21 protein-coding genes and 1 pseudogene are annotated in these 22,333 nt (G+C 49.8%); 14 read left to right on the top strand and 8 right to left on the bottom strand.

Annotated features, from left to right (window positions below; all coding sequences use genetic code 11):
- Positions 1-137: 137 nt before the first annotated feature.
- Positions 138-359, bottom strand: coding sequence for a hypothetical protein (locus AC1DWB_RS06740; RefSeq protein WP_477540270.1), 222 nt, complete (start codon positions 357-359; stop codon positions 138-140).
- 213 nt (positions 360-572) lie between these two features.
- Here AC1DWB_RS06740 and AC1DWB_RS06745 point away from each other — a divergent pair, with 213 nt between their 5' ends.
- The 3 genes from AC1DWB_RS06745 (at position 573) to AC1DWB_RS06755 (ending at position 5,338) form a co-directional block, all read left to right on the top strand.
- On the top strand, positions 573-3,875 hold the full coding sequence (locus AC1DWB_RS06745; RefSeq protein ID WP_477540271.1) for a response regulator: 3,303 nt from the start codon (positions 573-575) through the stop codon (positions 3,873-3,875).
- Positions 3,876-3,983: 108 nt separating this feature from the next.
- Positions 3,984-4,601, top strand: coding sequence for a DNA-3-methyladenine glycosylase family protein (locus tag AC1DWB_RS06750; protein WP_477540272.1), 618 nt, complete (start codon positions 3,984-3,986; stop codon positions 4,599-4,601).
- Between the two features lie 38 nt (positions 4,602-4,639).
- A complete protein-coding gene (locus AC1DWB_RS06755; protein ID WP_477540292.1) occupies positions 4,640-5,338 on the top strand; it encodes a DNA alkylation repair protein in 699 nt (232 codons plus the stop codon).
- Between the two features lie 104 nt (positions 5,339-5,442).
- On the opposite strand, the gene thrC is transcribed toward AC1DWB_RS06755, so the two are convergent.
- Positions 5,443-6,837, bottom strand: a complete 1,395-nt coding sequence (gene thrC / locus AC1DWB_RS06760; RefSeq protein WP_477540273.1) for a threonine synthase — start codon at positions 6,835-6,837, stop codon at positions 5,443-5,445.
- Between the two features lie 200 nt (positions 6,838-7,037).
- Between thrC and AC1DWB_RS06765 the strand changes: the two genes are divergently transcribed.
- The 3 genes and pseudogenes from AC1DWB_RS06765 to AC1DWB_RS06775 all read left to right on the top strand — a co-directional run.
- Positions 7,038-7,463, top strand: a complete 426-nt coding sequence (locus AC1DWB_RS06765; RefSeq protein ID WP_477540274.1) for a GNAT family N-acetyltransferase — start codon at positions 7,038-7,040, stop codon at positions 7,461-7,463.
- Between the two features lie 125 nt (positions 7,464-7,588).
- Complete coding sequence (locus tag AC1DWB_RS06770; RefSeq protein WP_477540275.1) at positions 7,589-8,101, top strand: GrpB family protein; 513 nt, start codon at positions 7,589-7,591, stop codon at positions 8,099-8,101.
- Positions 8,102-8,239: 138 nt separating this feature from the next.
- A pseudogene (locus AC1DWB_RS06775) lies at positions 8,240-8,418 on the top strand (Rid family hydrolase); the annotation flags it as partial.
- Here AC1DWB_RS06775 and AC1DWB_RS06780 read toward each other — a convergent pair.
- The 5 genes from AC1DWB_RS06780 to AC1DWB_RS06800 form a co-directional block, all read right to left on the bottom strand.
- Entirely contained in the window at positions 8,366-8,659 is a 294-nt protein-coding gene (locus tag AC1DWB_RS06780) for a hypothetical protein (RefSeq protein WP_477540295.1), read from the bottom strand. The pseudogene AC1DWB_RS06775 and the gene AC1DWB_RS06780 overlap by 53 nt on opposite strands.
- A 151-nt stretch (positions 8,660-8,810) precedes the next feature.
- Positions 8,811-9,578 (bottom strand): peptidoglycan-binding domain-containing protein, encoded by a 768-nt coding sequence (locus AC1DWB_RS06785; RefSeq protein WP_477540276.1) that lies wholly within the window; start codon positions 9,576-9,578, stop codon positions 8,811-8,813.
- A gap of 260 nt (positions 9,579-9,838) precedes the next feature.
- Positions 9,839-10,744, bottom strand: coding sequence for an HAD-IIB family hydrolase (locus AC1DWB_RS06790; RefSeq protein WP_477540293.1), 906 nt, complete (start codon positions 10,742-10,744; stop codon positions 9,839-9,841).
- Positions 10,745-11,107: 363 nt separating this feature from the next.
- Positions 11,108-12,898, bottom strand: coding sequence for an oligoendopeptidase F (gene pepF, locus AC1DWB_RS06795; RefSeq protein WP_477540294.1), 1,791 nt, complete (start codon positions 12,896-12,898; stop codon positions 11,108-11,110).
- Positions 12,899-13,134: 236 nt separating this feature from the next.
- A complete protein-coding gene (locus AC1DWB_RS06800; protein WP_477540277.1) occupies positions 13,135-13,374 on the bottom strand; it encodes a hypothetical protein in 240 nt (79 codons plus the stop codon).
- A 200-nt stretch (positions 13,375-13,574) separates the two neighbouring features.
- Between AC1DWB_RS06800 and AC1DWB_RS06805 the strand changes: the two genes are divergently transcribed.
- The gene (locus tag AC1DWB_RS06805; RefSeq protein WP_477540278.1) at positions 13,575-15,305 is read left to right on the top strand and encodes an ABC transporter ATP-binding protein; all 1,731 of its coding nucleotides are present in this window, start codon (positions 13,575-13,577) and stop codon (positions 15,303-15,305) included.
- 91 nt (positions 15,306-15,396) lie between these two features.
- On the opposite strand, the gene AC1DWB_RS06810 is transcribed toward AC1DWB_RS06805, so the two are convergent.
- A complete protein-coding gene (locus AC1DWB_RS06810) occupies positions 15,397-15,636 on the bottom strand; it encodes a hypothetical protein (protein WP_477540279.1) in 240 nt (79 codons plus the stop codon).
- Between the two features lie 179 nt (positions 15,637-15,815).
- Between AC1DWB_RS06810 and AC1DWB_RS06815 the strand changes: the two genes are divergently transcribed.
- The 7 genes from AC1DWB_RS06815 to AC1DWB_RS06845 form a co-directional block, all read left to right on the top strand.
- A complete protein-coding gene (locus tag AC1DWB_RS06815; protein WP_477540280.1) occupies positions 15,816-16,964 on the top strand; it encodes a Gfo/Idh/MocA family protein in 1,149 nt (382 codons plus the stop codon).
- A 132-nt stretch (positions 16,965-17,096) separates the two neighbouring features.
- Positions 17,097-17,861, top strand: coding sequence for a methylase (locus AC1DWB_RS06820; protein WP_477540281.1), 765 nt, complete (start codon positions 17,097-17,099; stop codon positions 17,859-17,861).
- 105 nt (positions 17,862-17,966) lie between these two features.
- The gene (locus tag AC1DWB_RS06825; RefSeq protein WP_477540282.1) at positions 17,967-18,716 is read left to right on the top strand and encodes a YebC/PmpR family DNA-binding transcriptional regulator; all 750 of its coding nucleotides are present in this window, start codon (positions 17,967-17,969) and stop codon (positions 18,714-18,716) included.
- A 190-nt stretch (positions 18,717-18,906) separates the two neighbouring features.
- A complete protein-coding gene (locus AC1DWB_RS06830; RefSeq protein ID WP_477540283.1) occupies positions 18,907-19,752 on the top strand; it encodes an amidohydrolase family protein in 846 nt (281 codons plus the stop codon).
- Positions 19,749-20,708, top strand: a complete 960-nt coding sequence (locus AC1DWB_RS06835) for an acetylxylan esterase (RefSeq protein ID WP_477540284.1) — start codon at positions 19,749-19,751, stop codon at positions 20,706-20,708. The genes AC1DWB_RS06830 and AC1DWB_RS06835 overlap by 4 nt, the downstream gene beginning before the upstream one ends.
- 161 nt (positions 20,709-20,869) lie before the next feature.
- The gene (locus tag AC1DWB_RS06840; RefSeq protein WP_477540285.1) at positions 20,870-21,370 is read left to right on the top strand and encodes a hypothetical protein; all 501 of its coding nucleotides are present in this window, start codon (positions 20,870-20,872) and stop codon (positions 21,368-21,370) included.
- A gap of 74 nt (positions 21,371-21,444) precedes the next feature.
- On the top strand, positions 21,445-22,333 hold an 889-nt coding region (locus AC1DWB_RS06845), incomplete at its 3' end, for an NUDIX hydrolase (RefSeq protein WP_477540286.1).

A 22,333-nucleotide genomic window follows, 5' to 3' on the forward strand; every position in this document is an offset into this window, starting at 1 on the left:
CTTGCTCTTGCTGCGGCAGCGCCTATGCTCTGGCTGCGCTTGCTGCAGCAACGCTACGACACGCTGCTTCGCTATACCAGCGCTCCAGCCCAAGCTTGCTCTCGCTGCGGCATCGCCCGTGTGCCAGCCCAACGCGTCTAAGCCGAAACCTCGAGATACATCTTAGTCCCATCGCGGTATTGGAAGATGGCGACTTGACTCATCAGCTCGATGGACAAGATTTGCTTGAACTTCTTGCGGAATTCGAAATCGTACTCCAGCTCAGACAGCTTGGCGTTCAGAACCGGAAGCATCGCTGAGGATGCGTATTGATGCACGGGGATTGATTTATTCTTATATGAAATTATTGCGGTAGTCATGGCTCATCATCCTTTCTAAATATACTACCCTCTTAATCTACTAAAAAAACATAAATATTCGATGAAAATCAGATTAGTATTCAATTTATTTTCTTAGTACTTACTTAACATTTAGACCGCTACTTTCTCGGGTCGAGGTGGATGTGGATGTGGTAACCTAACAAGAGAAGCAATCGAGTCAGCATATGGCTGGAACTAGGAAGGGGCGTACACGTGATTCGGGATTTTTTAGTGAATATTGCCCTGTTAACGGTGTTTATTTTTTTCGCAGGGCAGTGGTTTTTGAAAGCGGATCCAGATACCCGTACTACTTTGTGGTACAAGTTAAAAGTAGGCATCGTGATGGGTGTATTCGGGATGGTTCTATTGTTCGCCGGCGTCCAAGTGGATTATAACATTCTGCTCGATCTACGCCATCAATCCGTATTCGTAGCCGCGTGTCTAGGGGGACTTCCAGCTTCACTTACGGCGTATATGGTCATTATAGGCGTCCGCATGATTATGGATTTCTCGTCAAGCTTGCCTGCTGTAGCAACTGGGTTGCTTATTGCTATTGTGAGCGGAATTACGGTGCAGCGAATTCGAAGCGACGTCTACCGATGGTTGATCTTCCTCAGCTCCTTTATCTTCATCTTCATAGTGGATCTGTATTGGATCTATGATTTTCCCTTCTTTCGCGTTGTTCTACCTTTTCTCATTATAAACGTCGTGTGTGGACTATTTATTGCTGCTTTCATGATACACCTCAAGCGCGCCAATGGGCTGCTAGATCAAGTGCGCAGCGTGCAATGTGAGCTGCTCGAGATCTTACAGCAGCAGCCGGGGTATACGTTGAAGTTCCGCGAAGTGAACGGTAATTTGGTATACACGATGGCCGAAGGACAGTTGCTGCATCTGATCGGATACGACCCTGTGAGCATGGTAGGAACTTCTGTCCTCGATGGAGGGAGACTTCCTCACGATCTAGCCGTCTTTATGCATGAGCATTACAAGAATGCGTGGGGCGGCGAGCAGATCACCTTTGAGATCAGCTTCAAAGGCTACACGGCTCTCGCTACCCTGCAGCCTATCATCGGGAAGAACGGACAGACGATTGAAGTGATCTGTTCCGCGGTTAACATTACAGAACGTAAACTGGCAGAGAAGACGTTAGTGGAGAATGAGCTAAAATACAGAACGATCGTGGACAGCTCGGAAGATATGATATTCGGGTTCGAAGAGAATGGCTTAGTCATCTCCGCTAACCAGAAAATCGTCGATGTGTTGGACTACCCCTTCAAGCATATAATGGGGCGTACATTCCCCGAACTGTTCCCAGGTGAGCATGAACAACTGTGGAATCATTACTTCAATCAAGCTTTAACCGATCGTTGCAAGCTGTGGTTCGAACTCGTCATGCAGATGCCGGATCAACATGATCACACATTCTCGGTTACATTATCGCCCGTGTTCGGTGAGGATGGTTCGTTCAAGAGCATGACAGGCACGATTCACGACTTGACCGATATGATTAAGAAGAAAGAAGCCGATGAAGCGAATGCAGCCAAGAGCCAGTTCCTGGCCCGGATGAGTCATGAGATTCGAACACCGCTAAGTGGCATTATCGGGATAACGGAGTTGATGGCCAAGACAGATTTGACGGTCGTTCAGCGAGATTACGTGAGTAAGATTGATTCCTCTTCTCAAGCGTTGCTGCACATCATTAACGAAATATTGGATTTTTCCAAAGTGGAGGCAGGGAAGCTTGACCTGGAAGCAGGCCGGTTTCATTTTGCAACCGTGATCAAGAAACTGTCAGATACGATGAGCATCTTTATGGGGAAGCAACAAATTGAAATTATTTTCGATACACCGGCCAACTTGCCGGAAGAGTTGATTGGCGATTCTCAACGTCTCGAGCAAGTGCTGCTCAATCTGTGCGGCAATGCGATCAAATTCACGGAAAGAGGATATGTCGCGCTTCGGATTACGGTCGTGAAGTCGTTTGAATCTGGAGGAAGCATGACCTTGAGATTCGAGGTGGAGGACACGGGCATCGGAATATCGCAAGAGCATATCCACCATTTGTTCCAGCCGTTCTCACAAGCGGATGGCTCGACTAGTCGCAAATACGGGGGTACAGGACTCGGACTTGTGATTTCCAAGAGCTTGATTGAGCTTATGGGTGGCGAACTCTCCGTACATAGTGAACTTGGGCTTGGCAGCCGATTCCGATTTGAATTGTCTTTTCTAGTGCCAGAAGATGTGAAGCTGGAGAACTTATCGCTCTTGCCACGTCATATAGGACGTAAGGCTATGGTGTTGGAGGATAGTCCGCTCGTGTACAACCAGCTTCGGGATTATTTGGCATCCTTGCAGTTGGAGGTTGCCTGGGTGCGCTCCTGGAAAGAGGCGATCGCCTTGCTCGAGCTAAGCTGGGGAGAAGATTCGTTCGACTTGGTGCTTGCGGATATGGAAATGGACGATATGTACGGTGCAGAGACTTGGCAGCAGTTGAAGGTCGCGGCGCATATGTCGGATACGCTTACTCTAGCCATGACATCGGTAGGCGGGCGTGATGAGCTGTTAGGTCTTGGGGAAGACATCCGACCCGAGGCTATCCTGGTGAAGCCGATTAACCGGAATGGCTTGTTCGTGACGTTATCGGCTGTTCTTGATCACAGAGGGGTGTATGATGAGAGCGATTTACTTGTTCAAGCCCAAACGTTGTCAATCGGACGGAATTCATCAGGACGTATTCTGTTAGCCGAAGACAATGCTATTAATGTAATGGTTGCAACAGAATTGTTGAAGGAATGGGGCTACTATGTCGAAGTGGCGCACAACGGCGTCGAAGTGCTGAAGATGCTGGAGGAAGCCAAGTGGGACCTGGTTCTGATGGATATTCATATGCCGGAGATGGATGGGTTTGAAGTGACATGGCGTATTCGCATGCAGCCACAATACGATCAGTTGCCGATCATTGCGCTTACCGCGAATGTAATTAAGTCCGACCAGGACACGTACTACCGGATCGGGATGAACGATATTATTACGAAGCCAATCGATGTGGATGCGATGAGGCTCACTTTACGCAAATGGTTAGCTGAAGGCACCCTGATGAATCCAATGACCGGCGGGGGAGGCGTGAAGCAACAGTTGTCGCTAGCCGCTGCTGCGGCGTTGCCGCGATTGTCCGGCATCCAGGTGGGACAGGCGTTGCACCGACTGGACGGCAAAGTTATGATCTTGGTTCATTTGTTGAAACGATTCAAGCAGGAATATATGCACTTCGTTACGGATTTGCAGGAAAGATTGACGAATGGAGAGTTCGAAATAGCTAGGCGGATGCTCCATACGTTCCGGGGAGCGGCAGGTAACTTATCGGCTGTCGATTTGCTCGCCGCAGCGACAGAGGTGGAATCGGCACTTACGAGCGGAGATCGATCGGAGGACGTACTTAAGCGGTTGTTGCAGACGATGGAGGAAGAGCACAGGCGGGTCATGAACTCGATTCAAGGACTTCAGGAAGATTAAGGACTCTATTTTGATATCTTGCTATAATATTCTACTAACCTTACTTTTGTAGCGAGATGAGGTATAGTAAGGGGGCAGCGTTCAACTTCTGGACCGGAGGATAGGCACTTGCGAACAACGACAACCAAGTATTTTGACTATGGGCAAGAAGATATAGACTACTTAAGCAACGCGGATGTCACGCTCGGGGCTGCCATGCTGAGGATGGGTAAGGTGGAGCGGATCGTCATGCCTGACCTGTTCGTAGCGCTTGTCCACGCTATTGTGGGACAGCTTATTTCAGCCAAGGCTGCCCAGACAATATGGGAACGGCTGCAAGCTCAATTCGGTGAAATATCCCCGGGCAATCTTGCCAAGCAGTCGGCTGATGATATTCAACAATGCGGGATGACGATGAAGAAAGCGGTCTGCATCCGAGATATTGCCGCCATGATTGCACAAGGTGCATTCGATCTGGAACAACTGGACGAACTGTCGGATACAGAGGTAGTCAACAAGCTGGTCACGTTACATGGTGTTGGCAAATGGACAGCGGAAATGATGCTCATTCATGCATTGGGACGTCGCGATGTCGTTAGCTGGGGCGATATTGCTATTCGCCGTGGCATGATGAAATTGTATGGTCTTCCTTCGATTACACGAGCGCAGTTCGAGGAATACCGGCAGAGGTATTCCCCGCTTGGTACAGTTGCCTCGATATACTTATGGGAACTATCATTCGAATAACGAACTTAGTTGCCGAGATCAAGGAGAGGAGAGTAATGGTGGAACGAACGATTAGGGAGCAGTTGATGGAATTGGTGGATGAGAACTATCGACAATTCACCTCGGCGTTGATTCCGAACATTAATAATGTGCTGGGCGTCCGAATACCCGAGCTGCGTAAGATGGCGCGACAACTAGCCCAAGCCGATTGGCGTACTTATCTCGAACGAGCTGATGATGTGTATTTCGAAGAAATTATGCTGCAAGGCTTGGTCATCGGCTACGTAAAAACAAATATAGAGGAAGTTCTTTCGTATGTAGCCAAATTCGTCCCCAAAATCGATAATTGGTCGGTGTGCGATAGTTTTTGTATCGGGTTGAAGTTTACAGCAACGAACAGGGAGAGAGTGTGGGAGTTTTTACAGCCTTATCTAAAGTCTGATCAGGAATATGACATTCGCTTCGGCGTGGTCATGCTGTTGGATTATTATGTGGAGGAAGCGTACATTCATCAGGTGCTGCAATGGCTGGATTGCATCAAGCACGAGGGGTACTATGTCAAGATGGCGGTTGCCTGGGCCGTATCGATCTGTTATGTAAAGCATCCGGAGCCTACATTGGCGTTCCTAACCCATAATTCGCTGGACGATTTCACATACAACAAGTCTCTGCAAAAAATTACAGAATCACTGCGTGTGGATGAGGCAACCAAAGCCATGATTCGTACGATGAAACGCAAGGTAACACCGAAGCAGTAAAGCAAAATGTCAGCGTGCCTCATAGAGTCGCCGGGTGTTCCTTACACAAACAGGCTGCAGCGGAAGGGATTCCTTCCACTGCAGCCTGTTCCTGTCTTCCTGTATTATGCGTTGTAAAAGGCTACAAGCTCACGAACGATCGACTGCAGCGAGCCGTCCACGCGAGTCTGACGCTGGGGCTTCTCGAAGAGAGCCGTGATCTGCTCCGGGAATTGCTGCTCGATCCCAGTCAGCTCAATCGCCTCGTTGAACTTGGCCGGGTGTGCGGTTGCCAGTGACACGATGATGTCCTGTCCGCTGCTGTATCGGTCAGCGGCTGCAACACCACAGGCGGAATGAGGATCGAGTAAGTAGCCCGTGGAGGCTTCAATCTGCTTGATCGTGTCCAGACATTCCTGCCCCTGCACACCGTGCGCTCCAAAATCTGCATGTACATTGGCGAGCGCTTCACCGGTAATGACGATTTCGCCTGCTGTCTTGAACTGCTCCATCCGAGTACGAATTTGCGCTGGATCTTCTCCCAGTACATAGTACAGGTAACGTTCGAAGTTGCTAGCGACTTGTATATCCATCGACGGGCTGTACGTTTGTTGGAAATTGCCCGGCTTGTACACGCCCTCCAGAACGAACCTTTCCAATATGTTATTCTCATTCGTTGCGAGAATGAGCTTGCCCACTGGCAGCCCCATCCGTTTCGCCAAATATCCAGCAAATATATCGCCGAAGTTTCCGGTTGGCACGCTGAAGCTGACCTGCTTCGCCCCAGTCTGCTTGGCAACTTGGAAGTACGCATAGAAGTAGTAGACGGTCTGAGCCATGATTCGTACGAAATTAATCGAGTTGATTGCGGCGAGATGATTGCTTGTCTTAAAGTCCAAGTCGGCAAACAAGTCCTTGATCATCCTCTGACAATCGTCGAAATTGCCGTCCACCGATAAGTTCAGCACGTTGTCGTCCTGAATAGTCGTCATTTGCAATTCCTGCACCTTGCTGACTTTTCCATGCGGATGCAGGATACATATCTTAATCCCTTCCTTGCCCTTCACACCCTCGATAGCAGACGCTCCGGTATCGCCCGAAGTCGCGCCAAGAATATGAATTTTCTTCTTCTGTTTCGTTGCTACATACGTATATAGTTGACCCATGAATTGCAGGGCGATGTCTTTGAAGGCGAAGGTCGGGCCGTGGAACAACTCCAACAAGTATAAGTCATCCTTCAGCTTGCGTACAGGCGTTATGGCCGGGTCGCGGAATGTGGAATAGCTGGCATACACTAATTCCTTCAGGTCCTGCTCCGGAATTTCCCCATTCGTATAGAGACCGAATATAGCGAGCACCAACTCCTGGTAGCTGAGGTCCTGCCACTTCTGCAACGTTTCCGCGGATACAACCGGAATTTCATAAGGGACAAGCAGGCCGCCGTCATCGCCAAGTCCCATCAAGAACGCATCAATAAATCCAATCTTGCCAACATGTCCTCTTGTACTAATATACTCCATCTGGTTCTCCTCCTGCATAGCTGTTTCATTTTATATTTAGTTTAGATCATATCATCGTTTACGCAAATAATCGAATATTGACATAAATAATTTTGTGGATTGGAATGGATCGCCGTTAGCCGAGGTCTAATCGAAACTATATTTTCTCCCGATAAGTAATATGTGGAACATCTCACTAACGAGGGGGCAACAGTTAGGTCATGTATACGATCGCTGAAATGACGAATGAAGACTACGATCAATCGATTGAACTGTGGCGGCACACCGAGGGGTTAGCTTTAAGTGATGCAGATTCACGGGAGTCGATTCAATATTATTTGGCAAGAAATCCAGGAATGAGTTATGTTTGCAAAGATGGGGAAGCCGTAATTGGTACGATTCTGGGCGGGCATGACGGAAGGCGAGGGTATATTTATCATGTTGCGGTGGATCAAGCTTATCGAGGGAAGTCGATCGGCAAGCAGCTTGTACGCCGTAGCCTGAACACATTGAATGAAGCTGGAATTAGCAAATGTCACATCATGGTCATCGCCGATAATGAGATAGGCAACCGTTTCTGGGCGAAGACAGGGTGGCAGAAGCGAGACGGAATTCTCTTATTCTCCAGTCAAACGCAGGCGGAGTGATGACGTTTTGAAATAATACACTTGACGATACGGATACTTTGTTTGATATTGTAAACGTATGCGATAGGTATGAAGAGGCTCTAAGTATTAAAGATGAGCTGTCAAAAGTGAGGGGTAGACAAGGCATGAAAGACGAAATCGTAATAAGTGAGTACGACAGCAGCTGGCCGTTGGATTACATCAAGGAGCTGAAGGGCATTACGGATTTGCTTAACCTTAATGAAATTGTCGATATCCAACATTTTGGCAGCACCTCTATACCGGGATTAGCGGCCAAGCCAGTTATAGATATTATTATCGGATTCAAGTCGTTCGCTGTAGCGGAACAAACTCTGACGGCCTTGGAACAGATGAACTATGAATATGTGGAAGCGGTGAGCGTCCCAGGCGGTCGACTGTTCCTGAAGAAGGAGCCGCGGAATCGTCATGTACACTTTGTTGAATATGGGACGGAGCATTGGCAGCTGCCGCTTACATTCCGGGATTACATGAGAGTACATAAGCAAGCACGTGCGGAATACGAACAGTTGAAGCGAAGAAACTCCGAGCAGTTCCGATTCGATCGTGTCGGGTATACGAATGCCAAGACGTCCTTCATCCAGAGTATCCTGCAGAAAGCGAATAGCGACGTGATATGATCTATCGTATCTTTACTCGCATGTAGTGGGATACCGTCCAGAATGTCAAGCAGTATGAACCGCAGAGCTTGAGCAGCGAGGGGTTCATCCATTTTTAGTCGTGGCAGAGCGGATCTCTTACAGAAGGTCGGTGCCCGCATGACCGACGTGGTCCGCACCCGCATGTACATGACCGACATTTCACGTTGGGAAGAAGTAGGTAGGGCGCATGGGAGTTCTTTCGCGATGTGCAGCCAGCATCCTCGATGGTAGAAGTAAGGGCACTCATTGATCCCGACTTGTTAGTCGAGATCGAAGTACAGGCGATTGTCGACTAAGCTGGTTTGAAAGGGCAGAAAGATCACTTTCGTGGTGATCTTTCTTGATACTGTAGCCTAGGCTGAGGCGCGCTTTCACGTGCTGCAAGCCGATTTTTTCGTCTTGCACGGCTCCGAGGCGCGCTTTCACGGGCTGCAAGCCGATTTTTTCGTCTTGCACTGCTCCGAGGCGCGCCTTCTCGGGCTGCAAGCCGATTTTTTCGTCTTCCAGCTGTTTTGGCACCTTACATCTTCTTCGCATTTTGAATGCTCTCCACTAAACTTGAGAACCAAACATCCAAGTACAGAAATGAAACCGATCAGTAAACCCTACTCTCGCGCCAAACTATAAGCCAAAAACCTCTGGTGTGATCAATCTACGCCAGAGGTTTTTTTCTGTTGACAGTGTAATATTATTCGGAACCTTTAATCGGCGCATTGTCGCCTTGGATTTTCCCGTTCTCTTGACCCTTGGGTCCAATCGGAGCGTTTTCTTGTCCCTTAGCTCCACTGCCGCCTTGACCTTGTCCGCCTTCTTGGCCTTTACCGCCTTCTTGGCCTTTACCGCCTTCTTGGCCTTTACCGCCTTCTTGGCCTTTACCGCCTTCTTGGCCTTTACCGCCTTCTTGGCCTTTACCGCCTTCTTGGCCTTTACCGCCTTCTAGGCCTTTGCCGCCTTCTTGGCGTTTGCCGCCTTCTTGGCCTTTGCCGCCTTCTTGGCCCTTGCCGCCTTCTAGGCCTTTGCCGCCTTCTTGGCGTTTGCCGCCTTCTTCGCCTTTACCGCCTTCTTGGCGTTTGCCGCCTTCTTCGCCTTTACCGCCCCGACCTTTGCCTGGCCCTTTCAGTTGGTTATATGAATACAGAATAGACTGATGGGTTTGACCATCGACCGCGCCCGTAACAGTTAATTCGTCTTTTTGTTGGAAATATTTTACTCCCTTGACTGCGGTTTCATTGTAGTAGCCGTAAATATCACCTGCATAACTGCCAAGTGACTTCTGCATTCCTTGGATGACGAATACATCTGGACCATTGGCATCCTTGCCAACTGCGAAACCTGTATTCGGCATGCACATAAAAAGCATTACGGCCAGTAACGCCACACCTATGCGTTTGCCTATAATCGATCCGGATTTGGTTCTGAGCTTGATATACCGCACTTCTTGTTTCCATTCTTTCAACTTGATCGACACCTGCCTTTAGCTATTTTTTATTTTAGAACGCTCGTTACTACTTAGGACGGTTATCTGTGGAACAGTTCAGCATTTCGGTTCACTGAGGGCAGCTGCAACGCGGAAAATCCGCGCTATCTGCGCTAATCCATAATTCTGATTGCCCCACAGAGTAGAGAACTTATGTAGTAACCCACGCTTTACTATTCCCCAATGCATCGAAAGTTTATGAATATTTTGTTCTATTTTAAGTGTAGTAGTTGTAGTAGTCAGGATAGCAGCCTGCGGATCATGACGGCTACGCCGTCGCGATTGTGATGCGGCGCGATCGCGTCCGCCGCAGCTAGTACCGCCGCAGGCGCATGCTCCATCGCCACGCCGAGCCCGGCCCAGCGCAGCATGGCGATGTCGTTCGTATCGTCGCCGAAGGCGGCGACTTGTGCAGCGGTGACGTCTAATAGGCGGCACACCGCTTGCAGGCCGGCGGCTTTGTCGACGCCGGCGGGGTGCACATCGATCCGGTCGATTCGCGCCGGATCGATGCTGTAGGCGGCCAGCGCGAAGCGCGGGTCCGCCTCAAGCCGGGCGTACAGCCCGCTGAGACAGCGGGGCTGTAGCCCGGTGTCCGCGGCGGCTGTGCCAGCCGCGGCTGTGGCACGTGACGGCTGCGCCACGCCAGGCGTCTTCGCTCTCGCATCCTCGAGCAGCACTTTCAACCATTCCCGCTCCGTATAACCCGGGCTGTCACTAACTTCTTCCGAGCCTCCAGCCGCATCATCCGAACCCATCGTTTCCGGTGTCCAGTCGAACACCCCATCGACGCAATAAGCCCGGTAGCCGAGATTATGTTGGACAGCCCACTGCTGAATCCACTGGCGCTCCAGTAACGAAAGTGTTGATCGCTGCAGCAATGTCCCGTCCGGCGACCAAACCTCGCAGCCGTTCGATGTGACAAAGGGCACAGTCAAGGTCAACTGTTCTACGAACGGCAGCACCTTAGAGATGTGTCGACCCGTAACGAGCGTAATCTCGATGCCCCGGCTTCGCGCTTCCTCGATCGCACTGAGGTTTTCACCGGATATATGCCCGCGCTGATTCAACAGGGTCCCATCCATATCCAAGGCAATCAACTTGAGATCGCTTCCTGACCATTTCGATTGACCTAAGAGTGCCATCACTATTGAACCTCCCGACCTACAGTCTTTCCACCTATTATAGGACAGGCAGACAGAGAATGGTAACGGGATAGCTGAAGGGGGAGTGCTAGTGTACATGATTCGTACCTAACATTAGTCTGTGTGCCAATCGTGATGTGCTCATAGGGTTCGAGGGGAACAGGGTTTGGTCACCTTGGCCGAGATTAGCCCCAACATGGAAGTGAGCTGTCAAACACGTCATTATCGGCACTGAACAGGGAGCTTCTTGGGCACACCATGAAGTTGCGAGGTTTGCCTTAGAATACGGGGAGTCTTGCGGGACAAGGCCCTATGACAGCAACAGGCACGCCTCTAATCAAAGAGGCGTGCCTGTTAACTAACTTACTTCACTAGCTTTTCCATTTCCTCAACCAAACCTTTGAATACACTCATCGCCTGATGAATCGGTTCCGGTGAAGACATATCGACACCTGCGCGTTTCAGAATCTCGATCGAGAAGTCGCTCCCCCCGCTCTTCAGGAAGCCGAGGTAGCGATCTACTGCAGGCTGGCCTTCGTCTAGAATTTGCTTGGCGAAGCTGGTCGCCGCCGAGAAGCCAGTCGCATATTTGAACACATAGAAGCTGTTATAGAAGTGGGGAATGCGTGCCCATTCCATCTCGATATCCTGATCCACGACCATCGAATCGCCATGATATTGTTTCGTCAGATCGTAATAAATTTTACTAAGCTCTTGGTGGGTCAGCGACTGGCCAGCTTCGGCCGTCTCATGGATGATCTTCTCGAATTCAGCGAACATCGTCTGCCGGAATACCGTCGTCCGGAATTGATCGGCGTAGTAAGTGAGCAGGTACATTTTTTCCTTCGGATCCGTGGACTTCTTCAGCATGTATTCCATCAGAAGCGCTTCGTTGAGCGTGGAAGCAACCTCCGCCAGGAATATCGTATACTGCGCATCGCGGTAGTTCTGATTCCCATCCGACAAATACGAGTGAATCGCGTGTCCCATCTCATGTGTGAGGGTGAACATGCTGTTCAGATTGTCTTTGTGATTGAGCAGAACATAAGGATGTGTGCCATAGGCGCCCCAGCTATAAGCCCCGCTCCGCTTGCCTTCATTCTCGTAGACGTCGATCCAGCCATCCGAGAACCCGTGCTTCAGAATATCCTGATACTTCTCACCAAGCGGCTTCACACTCTCCATAACCGTTTTCTTGGCGTCTTCGAACGTAATATCCATCTTGTACTCTTCCACTAACGGGGCGAACAGATCGTACATGTGCAGTTCATCGACCTTCAGTAGCTTCTTACGCACTTCCATATAGCGATGCAAGAGTGGCAAGCTTTCATGGATCGTCGCGATCAGATTCGTGTAGACGTTGACCGGGATGTTGTCCCCATACAAGGTCGATTCCAGAGCCGATGGGTATTTTCTAGCCTTGGAGTAAAATAAATTTTTGGTCACATTAGCATTGAGTGTGGAGGCCAGTGTGTTTTTCTGTTTGGCATAAGTCGAATACATCGCCTTGAAGGCAGCTTCGCGTACTTCCCGCTTCCCGCTCTCCAGAAATTGTATGTATCTGCCGTGTGTGAGCTCGACTTCCTCGCCGTTCTCATTCGTTACCTTAGGGAACTTCATATCGGCGTTGTTGATCATTCCGAATATCGTTCCTGGTGCTTGAGACAGGTTACCGACTTGGGCAAGCAGCGCTTCTTCGGCTTTGGACAGAATGTGCGGCTTCTGGCGCAGCATATCCTCCAGGGTCTTCTTATATTCGGTCAGCTCTGGACTATCTATCAGTTGTTTGAGCTGCTCATCAGAGAGCGCAAGAATTTCGGGAGTGACGAATGAGAGCGCTTCGCCCACATCTACGCTGAGTTTCTTGGATTTCTCGGACAGCGACTGGTATGTGGAGTCGGCCATATCCTCGTGATGCTTCATATTGGCGTATACGTATAGTCGTTCAGTATGTAACGAGATCTCGTCTTCGAGTGTGAAGCACTCTTTGACAGCTTTGACTTCGTGCAGCTTGCCTTCGAATTGGCCGACTTGTTTCAATAGCTTCTTAACTTCCTCGTATTCAGAATCCCACTTCTTCTGATTGGCGAACAAATCTTCGATTTTCCAGCGATTCTCAGCGGCAACCTCAGAACGTTTCAACACTTGATTCATAGGTACCCTCCTAGTGGATGATTTCGGTTGATCTTGAGCTGCGGCGTCCTGCATGGCATGAACGGAAGCAACGGGTCGGACGGCGATCGGTACAGACAGTGCTAACAGACATACCGTTACGGCGGCGGGAACGATTCTCATGAGCGTCGTTGCTCCTTTTTTCCCAATAGTATGACCGCCGGACGGCTCTCTTATTAAAATGTTGGCACAATAGGCAACCGTTACCGCTTCTTTGGTTATAGAGAGCTTATCATACTGTACAGCAGCAGGAAAAACGCGCAACTGACCAGCATAATCGTAATAATGGCCATGAAGCGCCTTAGCTGGGGTGGAATCGTGTCTTTCTTCATGATAAGTATAACCCCCAGTGAAAATGACACGATCGTGAACAGAACGACCGATCCAGCGTCTAGCATGGTTTGCTCCCCTTTCCGATGTTGCTGTTGCTGTTGTTCATTGATTGACCATTTCTCCATGGACGCCCCGAATTCCTGCTCGGTCTTAGCATATGTTGGCAGCGTGAATAATAATATATCGCTCTTGCGTACGATGCAAGTATCAGACTGACCTGAGTGAAATCCTATAATTGTTTTCTCACTTGACTATTGTTCACGTGCACCGATACTATGAAACAATGATGCGGTTGAAGAGGTGGAAAGAAGGAGGTATTGGCAAGTTGTTAAAAAGGTTTATCTCATATTACGTACCTCATACCCGACTCTTCGTGCTGGATTTCAGCTGTGCTATTATAGCGGCTCTACTCGAATTGGCATTTCCTATGTCCGTGCAATGGATGATCGATTCGCTGTTGCCGACTGGTAACTGGTCGACGATCATTGCCGCCGGATGCGGTTTACTGGCTCTGTACCTAGTTAGTATGGGACTTCAGTTTGTTGTCAATTATTGGGGACATAAGCTGGGTATTAACATCGAGACTGATATGCGGCAGCAGCTGTTCAGCCATGTGCAGAAGCTGTCGTTCCGATTCTTCGACAATACGAAGACCGGACATGTGATGTCCCGGATTACGAATGATCTGTTCGAGATCGGCGAGCTGGCGCATCACGGGCCGGAGGATTTGTTCATTGCACTCATGACGTTCGTCGCCGCATTCGGCATTATGCTGACGGTTAATTGGCAGCTGGCGTGCATTACCTTTACCGTTGTACCGTTGCTGGTATGGCTGATTGTCTACTTCAATAAGAAGCTGAATCGCGCCGCATCTACGATGTTCGCCAGCATTGCTGATGTGAACGCACGTGTTGAAGACAGTGTGTCCGGTATCCGTGTTGTGAAATCGTTCGGTAACGAAGCCTACGAGGTGTCGCGGTTCCGTGTGAACAATGCGGCCTTCCGCCTGGCGAAATTGCGTTCCTACTTGGCGATATCGTTCAGCTCGTCGGGGATTTACATGCTGACACGTCTAATCTCCTTGATCGTACTCGTGTGCGGAGCCTGGTTCGCCTACAAAGGCGAGTTGTCTTATGGTCAATTGGTCGGGTTCTTGCTGTATGTGAACATCTTCTTGAAGCCGATCGACAAGATTAACGCGCTGATGGAAAATTATCCGAAAGGGATGGCGGGGTTCAAACGGTTCTGCGAGCTGATGGACACCGAGCCGGATGTGAAAGACGAGCCGGGTGCGGTGGAAGTAAAGCAACTGCGGGGCAATATCGAATTCCGCCAGGTAACGTTCGGCTATGAAAATCACTCCAAAGTGTTAAGCCGCATCGATCTCAACATCCGTGAAGGGGAGACTGTTGCCTTCGTCGGCCCTTCGGGGGCCGGTAAATCAACACTGTGCAGCTTGATTCCGCGCTTCTATGAGGTGGATGACGGGATCATTACCATTGATGGACTGGACATACGCCGCATGACACAGCGCTCGCTTCGCTCCCATATCGGTATTGTGCAGCAGGAAGTTTTTCTGTTCAACGGGACGATGCGAGACAATATCGCGTACGGACGGCTGGACGCGAGCGATGAGGAAGTTGCGGAAGCTGCACGTCGGGCGCACTTAGGTGCTCTAGTCGAATCGATGCCGGATGGGTTGGACACGATGATCGGTGAGCGCGGATTCAAGCTGTCCGGTGGTCAGCGTCAGCGGCTGGCGATTGCTCGTATGTTCCTGAAGAATCCGCCGATTCTGATTCTCGATGAGGCGACTTCTGCCCTGGATACGGAGACGGAAGCGGTCATCCAGCAGGCGCTAGAGGAGCTCGCTGTCAATCGCACGACGCTTATTATCGCACATAGGCTCGCCACGATCCGCCATGCGGACCGCATCGTCGTCGTAACCGAAGACGGAGTAGAGGAGCAGGGTACGCACGAGGAGTTGCTTACGGCGGGCGGCGTCTATGCGCGCTTGCATAGTGCACAGTTCGCAAGGCTGACGGTAGAAGTTTAACACGAATAACGCCCTCGGCATTCCTTATCAGGAAAGCCGGGGGCGTTATGTTTGTCTTTACTTATTGATGCAATATCAGCTAATGCCTCTCTTATACTTCCTTGAACCCAGCAAGAATGCTCTGCCGTTCTTCTTCCGTTCCCTTGAAGCGTTCCGGGCTGAATCGGTGCTCCGCCCAATGCATGAGAGCCGGACGGCTGAGGAACTCGTGGTTATCCTCGCCCCACTGATCCGATATTTCCCGGACGATGATCCGGGTACCGTGAACCTCCACGTTGACCATGTTCCATTTATCCTGTTTGTACACTTGAACTTTTTTAATCGAGGCCATTCCATCCCGCTCCATTCGCACATTCTTCTTGTAGCATCATATCGCAATCGGGTATGGAAATCAATGCCGCGGCGGTTTCCAATGTTAATGGTTTCGTATAACAAACACAAATTTAGCATTACAAAAACTTTGTTAGTTTTGTTATTATAGGTGTAGGAAGAGGAAGGGAGCTGTATGATTTGACGATCAAAGTGGGGATTGCAGGTGTACGAGGGTTAAGTGCTTTAATGGGGTTTCGCTCGATTCCAGGAGTGGAAGTAGCGGCGTTGTGTGATTTGGATAAGGAGCTGCTGAAGGAGCAAGCGCAGCAATATAACATTCCGCACACGTATCGGATCTATGAAGACATGCTGGCGTCCGACATTGATGCTGTAGTTATTGCCACACCGATGCAGCTTCATGTGCAGCAGACGATTACCGCCTTGCAGGCTGGCAAGCATGTGTTATGTGAGGTAACGGCTGGCGTGACGATGGATGAGTTGTGGTGGTTGAAGGAAACGGTGGAACAAAGTGATAGTGTCTATATGATGGCGGAGAATTGCTGCTATATACCTGAGAATCAGATCATCAACAATATGGTGGAGAAGGGTATGTTCGGCACGGTGTATTTCGGCGAAGGCGAGTATATTCACGATATCAAATCCATGGCAGTCGGAGATAGACGTAATCCAGACAAGGACATCCGGACCAAGACATGGAGACACTTCTGGCAACTCGGTAAGCGCGGTGCCTTCTATCCGACGCACAGTCTTGGTCCTGTCATGAAATGGTTCAAGGGCGACCGGATCAGGTCGATCTTTTGCATGGGGACGGGATGGCACACCGCGCCTCAGTTCCGACAAGAAGATACGAGTATCACGCTGTGTCAGATGGAGAGTGGCAAGCTGATCAAGCTGCGTGTGGATTGTATCTCGAACCGGCCGATTAATGCCGCCTACTATACATTGCAAGGAACCGAGGGTTGTTATGAGGCGCCGCGGGGCTTGGGCGATACGCACAAAATTTGGCTGAGCTCGATGGGAGATAAGGCGGACAAAGCCCAGTGGAGACCACTTTCCGACTTCACTGAGTTTCTGCCTGAGCGGTACAAGATAGCAAGTGAGGAACAGCAATCTGCTGAGCACTGGGGTTCGGATTTCTACATCGTTCACGATTTCATCGACGCTATCCGTAATGGGACGCCACCGGCTGTGGATGTATATGAAGCTTGTGAATGGACGGCGGTCGGGCTATTGTCGGAGCTGTCGATTATGAATGGCGGTCGTGTCATGGAAATGCCGGATTTCCGCAAGGCGAACACGTTCCGTGAGCAGATCATTAAGATATAAGAAAATTTGTGGAAAAAGATTGAAATGTCCCGTGTATGGCTATATAATCATGTCTAACTTGCAAAGCATTGCAAGTGTCGTACCCAAGTTTAGATGAGTTAGTTGAGTTGAGAAGAGGAGAGCTGAGAAGAGATGAGTGAATTGAACAACGGAAAATTGGAGCAGTATGAGCAAATTGGAGTGGCGATGACTTGCCGTTCCTACGAAGAGTACTTGGCTATGTTTGATTTGTTGCCGGATAGACTCGCACATGGGCCGATTCTTGATGTTGCTGCAGGGGCATCGTCGTTCGCGGCTGAAGCATCGGCATTCGGCTTCGATGTTACGGCTGCTGATCCGTTATACGCCTTAACACCTGAGCAGATCCGGGACAAGGGGCATCTTGAGATCGAACAATCGACGGCCAAGCTGGCGTCCATTCAACATAAGTTCGATTGGAGCTATTACGGCTCCATACAGCAGCATCGTGTTAGAAGAGAGCGTGCCTTGGAGAAGTTTGCCGAACATTTCGCTTCAACACGGTTGTCAGCAGCCGAATCAGGTCGCACGGAGAGCGGTACAGATTCACCTAACTATGTGCCTGCGTATTTGCCTAATCTACCTTTTGCTGATGGTGCTTTCTCGCTAGTATTGTGCAGTCATTTCTTGTTTTTATATCAGGAGCAATTCGATTTCGCTTTTCATGATGCAGCGATATCGGAGCTATTGAGAGTGTGCCGCCTGGACGGTGAAGTGCGGGTGTACCCGCTTATCTCGCTTAGATGGGAGCCGTTTCCTCAATTGGCGGAGCTCATGCGTGTTTTCGAAGAGAAGGGCATGGCGTGCAGGTTGAGCGAGTCTCATCTACCCTTCATCCCAGGGTCCACGCATTACTTGTCCTTGCGACACAAGAGCTGAATTCAGGTTCAGCACTCCATTAGAATCGGATAAGCTTTGACCGCCCCCCTAGGGAAGTGGTAAACTATACAATGCCAACTTTACTATCGGGGAGCGTTTACGGATATGCCAAAGTTTAAAAATTTTGCAGGTAAGAAGAGCAAGCTGGATCAAGCGAAGAACAATATGTTCGTGAAGCTGGCCCGGGAAATTTATATGGAAGCCCGCAAAGGCGGCGCGAACATAGAAGGCAATTTCAAGCTGAAGACCGCGATTACGAACGCTCGCCAGATTAACATGCCGAACGACAACATCGAGCGTGCGATCAAGAAGGCGACCGGAGGTAATGACAGCGTCGAATACGAAGAAATCTTCTATGAAGGCTACGGACCGGGTGGCATAGCGATTATGGTCAAATGCCTGACGGATAACCGTAACCGCACGGCAGCCGATGTACGCTCGATCTTCAACAAACGCGGCGGCAATATGGGCGAGTCCGGCTGTGTCTCCTACATGTTCGATCAGAAGGGCGTTCTAACGATAGAGCGCGACGAGGACACCGAGTATGATGAAGAAACGCTTATGATGCAAGCGTTGGAATCCGGAGCAGAGGACTTGGTGGTGAACGAAGATAGCTTCGAGTTCATTACCCACCCGCACGAGTTCGAGACGGTCAAGACGAACTTGGAAGGCGAAGGCTTCACGTTCAACAGTGCCGGTATTCGCTGGGTTCCGCAGAACTATGTGAAGGCCGAAGGCGAGAACGCCGAGAAGCTGATGAAGATGATGGAAGGCTTCGACGATAACGACGATGTACAAGATGTGTACGCCAACTTCGAGATCGACGATGAGGAAATGAACAAGCTTAATTCTTAATACGAATTAACTGGAAGATCAGGTCAGTGAGTCATACTCACGACCTGATCTTCTTTATTTGGGTCACATTACGATCGAGGATAAGTGATAGAAGTTTCGATCCCACGGGGCCAAACCTTTTCATTGCCCTATAATTCATGCTTGTGCTAGAATTTGGATAAAATGCTGTACCAGTGAGGAGCTAGTGAAGATGCAACGAGTGGACGCCCATCAGCACTATTGGAGCATTCAGCGGACGGATTACGGCTGGCTTACTCCAGCATCGGGACTGTTGTACCGTGATTATTTGCCGGAGGAGCTAGTGCCGCACTTGATCCAACATGACATAGCCCGAACGATTCTAGTGCAAGCTGCTCCAAGTGTGGAGGAAACGTGGTATATGCTGGGCCTATACGACAAGGAGCCATCTGTAGCAGGAGTTGTGGGCTGGCTAGATTTCGAGTCGGATCACTTGGAAGAGGAGTTTCAGGCTCTGAGAGAACATCCTGGGTTTGTCGGTGTTCGGCCGATGATTCAAGATTTGCCGAACGGTTGGATGCTGAGTGATAAGGTGTTACGGAGTTTTGAATATATGGCCCAACAACAGTTTCCCGTGGATCTGCAGCTACGTCCCCGGTTGTTGGAAGATGCGATCCAACTGCTGAATCGAGTACCCACACTGAAGGCCGTGATCGACCACTTGGCCAAGCCGGATATGCAAGAGGGCGAGCTTGAGCCATGGGCCGACCAGATGACGCAATTGGCTGCATACTCCGGTGTGATGTGCAAGCTTTCCGGCATGGTACCGGAATCGGAGGGCGAGACATGGACGTTACAGCGCATCGAACCCTATGCTCGTCATGTGTTGAACACATTCGGGCCAGAGCGTGTCATGTACGGCAGTGACTGGCCCGTATGCCTGTTAAGTGCTACATATAACGAAGTGATCGATTTGGCAAACACCCTGTTGCCTTCATCATGGACAGACTCCCAGCGGGAAGCTGTATTCGGCGGAAATGCCCTTCAATTTTATGAATGGAAGGAACGTATCGTATGAATGCCGTAACGAACCGAATTGATAAGTTATCCTTAACCCAGGCTCCGCTCACCAAGCAGCCTGACTTCGACAGCTTCTGGAAGAATGCGCTCGACACATGCCGCAGCCATCCGTTCCAGACGGAACGTGTTCTCGAGCCTACGCTGCTGCGCCATACCGACTCATATCGCGTCCAATTCCAAGGCTATGATGAAACACCGCTTTATGGCTGGTATCTGGTGCCGAAGCGTATGGATACGAGCAAGAAATTGCCTTGTATCGTCATCTACCACGGTTATCCGGGTGGGAAGGGGTTCGCCGAGAATTATGCCCGTTGGTTGATGATGGACGTCGCTGTCTTCGCTGTTGATGTCCGTGGTCAGGGTGGGGAAACGKGGAACTTGCTGCAACAGACGCACGGGATGACAAGGGGCTGGTATTCTCAAGGAATATTGGACAGAGACAACAGCTACTATAAGGCTGTCGTACTCGATGCGGTCCGCGCGATCGACTGGGCTGCCGAACAACCGGAAGTCGATCCGAGTCGGATCGCCGTCTATGGTGAGAGCCAGGGCGGAGGGTTGGCCTTGTCCGCTACAGCGCTGTATGGAACCGTTGCGGCAACTGTGGCGCACATCCCGAACATGTGTTGGATGGATTATAGCGTGATGCATTCGACAGGTACGTTGTCAGAAGTAGGGCAACTTGCCTCGATCTTCCCTGATGAATTAGATGGTATTTTGCGCACGCTTAGTTATTTCGATGTGAACAATTTGGCCGAACGTATCCGGAATCCGGTACTCCTATCTGTAGGCTTGAAAGATATGGTGTGCTGGCCAGAAACGATCTTCGCTGCCTTCAACCAACTGGGTTCGCAGCATAAGGAGATCTTGACCGACCCGTTCGCTGGTCATAGCGTAAGTGGTGCGTTTCAGCACAAGGGCATGACATTTGTCGCCAACTGGGTACAAGCATAATTCCGCACAAAACTGGACTTAGGTCTAGGATTCACATTTACCCCCAGTAGGAGGACTGCTTCTAGGAGGGTGTGCTAATATACATATATGAACGAAAGGCAACTCGGATAAGCGGATGCTTTCGAAATGCGTTTCTCACTATACGCTCATGGAGGTATGATATGAAGTTAAGAATGATAATGGGAGCGGTACTCTTGTTTATGGGTGGGTACTTGTTATTGAATCATGGAGGAGAGCTCGGACCAGGGACGATCTTCGCATACTTTTGGCCCACTTTGTTCGTAATTCCGTTGGGATTGTTCTTCCACTGGATGTGCTTTTACATGGTTGGTCGTAAGGGAATCGGACTACTAATCCCCGGTGGTGTATTGCTCACAGCCGGAATTGTGTGTCAGCTCGCGATGCTGTATAGTGGTTGGAGTTATATGTGGCCTGGATTTATACTGGCTCCTGCCATTGGGTTGCTCGAATTTTATTGGTTCGGAAGCAGGAATCGATGGTTGCTTATCCCGATCAATATATTGCTTGTGCTGTTCCTGATCTTCTTCCTGGTGTTCTCTACCGGGGCGCTGTTGAATCATCTATCGGGTCAACCGATCATTGCGACCGCCATCCTATTGGCAGGAGCCTTGATGCTGGTCGGGCGGAAGAGAGAAGTATAGCTGTAATAGCATGGAGCAGGCTGCCGAGAGGCAGCCTTTATTGCCATTTCATGGGCAAGAAAGAAGGTTGTTGAATGAATCAGATACAAGTTAGAGGAGCTGCCATCCATCAAAAGCTTACATTCGGCCAAGTACAGGCTAATCTCTCCTATGAAAGAAGAAAGGCATGTTATGCCGTTATCATGGACGAGGATAGACAACAAGTGGCAGTTGTTCGAACAGCCAATGGGAACTATTTTTTTCCTGGCGGCGGTATAGAAGATGGTGAGACGCCTGAAGCGTGTTTGAAGCGAGAGGTGTTGGAGGAAACCGGCTATACAATAGTGATAGGTTCTCGTATTGGTGTGGCAGAGAGATTTTTTGTATCCCCCACTCAGGAACCTCTACTGAATGAGGGGACCTTTTATATAGCTAAACTCGTTAATAAAAGCGAAACCCCAGCAGAAGACGATCATGTTCTCGAATGGATCGATGTAGGGAATGTGGATGAAGTATTGTTCCATGAACATCATGCCTGGGCAGCAAAACAAGCCTGTTCAGGTACAAGTGGGTACGACTCGGACCCAGAGGGAGGAGAGGTTGGGATGAGAGTGCAACGATTTGATTCCGTTCAACTGTATATCAAGAAAGTAGAGCCTTTTCTTGAGCGCAATGAAGCAGCCAACAATCTGATCCTTGGACTGCTTTATCTGCTTCACCAAAAAGAACTGAAGGGGGAGGACATATCAGATACGTTCCTGGGTGCCGTGGACGACTCAGAGGGAAATCTTGTTCTGGTAGTGTTCATGAACCGAATCAATTTGCTTGTGTATGGAGAGGGCACTGAAGTTGACAGTGCCATTGAATTTGCAGTAAGTTACCTGTCTGAATCCGGAATGAGTGTACCTGGTGTAGTCGGTCCAACCCCGATTGCTGCATCATTTGCCACCAAGTGGGCCTCGAACAACAATAGCACCCCTATTG

This window comes from Paenibacillus sp. P4_E11 (assembly GCF_056401635.1).

Coding starts and splice junctions, on each gene's coding strand:
- AC1DWB_RS06740 (WP_477540270.1), bottom strand. CDS start 359: ATGACTACCGCAATAATTTCATATAAGAATAAATCAATCCCCGTGCAT.
- pepF (WP_477540294.1), bottom strand. CDS start 12,898: ATGAATCAAGTGTTGAAACGTTCTGAGGTTGCCGCTGAGAATCGCTGG.
- AC1DWB_RS06810 (WP_477540279.1), bottom strand. CDS start 15,636: ATGGCCTCGATTAAAAAAGTTCAAGTGTACAAACAGGATAAATGGAAC.
- AC1DWB_RS06765 (WP_477540274.1), top strand. CDS start 7,038: ATGTATACGATCGCTGAAATGACGAATGAAGACTACGATCAATCGATT.
- thrC (WP_477540273.1), bottom strand. CDS start 6,837: ATGGAGTATATTAGTACAAGAGGACATGTTGGCAAGATTGGATTTATT.
- AC1DWB_RS06780 (WP_477540295.1), bottom strand. CDS start 8,659: ATGCGAAGAAGATGTAAGGTGCCAAAACAGCTGGAAGACGAAAAAATC.
- AC1DWB_RS06830 (WP_477540283.1), top strand. CDS start 18,907: ATGCAACGAGTGGACGCCCATCAGCACTATTGGAGCATTCAGCGGACG.
- AC1DWB_RS06840 (WP_477540285.1), top strand. CDS start 20,870: ATGAAGTTAAGAATGATAATGGGAGCGGTACTCTTGTTTATGGGTGGG.
- AC1DWB_RS06790 (WP_477540293.1), bottom strand. CDS start 10,744: ATGGCACTCTTAGGTCAATCGAAATGGTCAGGAAGCGATCTCAAGTTG.
- AC1DWB_RS06770 (WP_477540275.1), top strand. CDS start 7,589: ATGAAAGACGAAATCGTAATAAGTGAGTACGACAGCAGCTGGCCGTTG.
- AC1DWB_RS06820 (WP_477540281.1), top strand. CDS start 17,097: ATGAGTGAATTGAACAACGGAAAATTGGAGCAGTATGAGCAAATTGGA.
- AC1DWB_RS06825 (WP_477540282.1), top strand. CDS start 17,967: ATGCCAAAGTTTAAAAATTTTGCAGGTAAGAAGAGCAAGCTGGATCAA.
- AC1DWB_RS06800 (WP_477540277.1), bottom strand. CDS start 13,374: ATGGAGAAATGGTCAATCAATGAACAACAGCAACAGCAACATCGGAAA.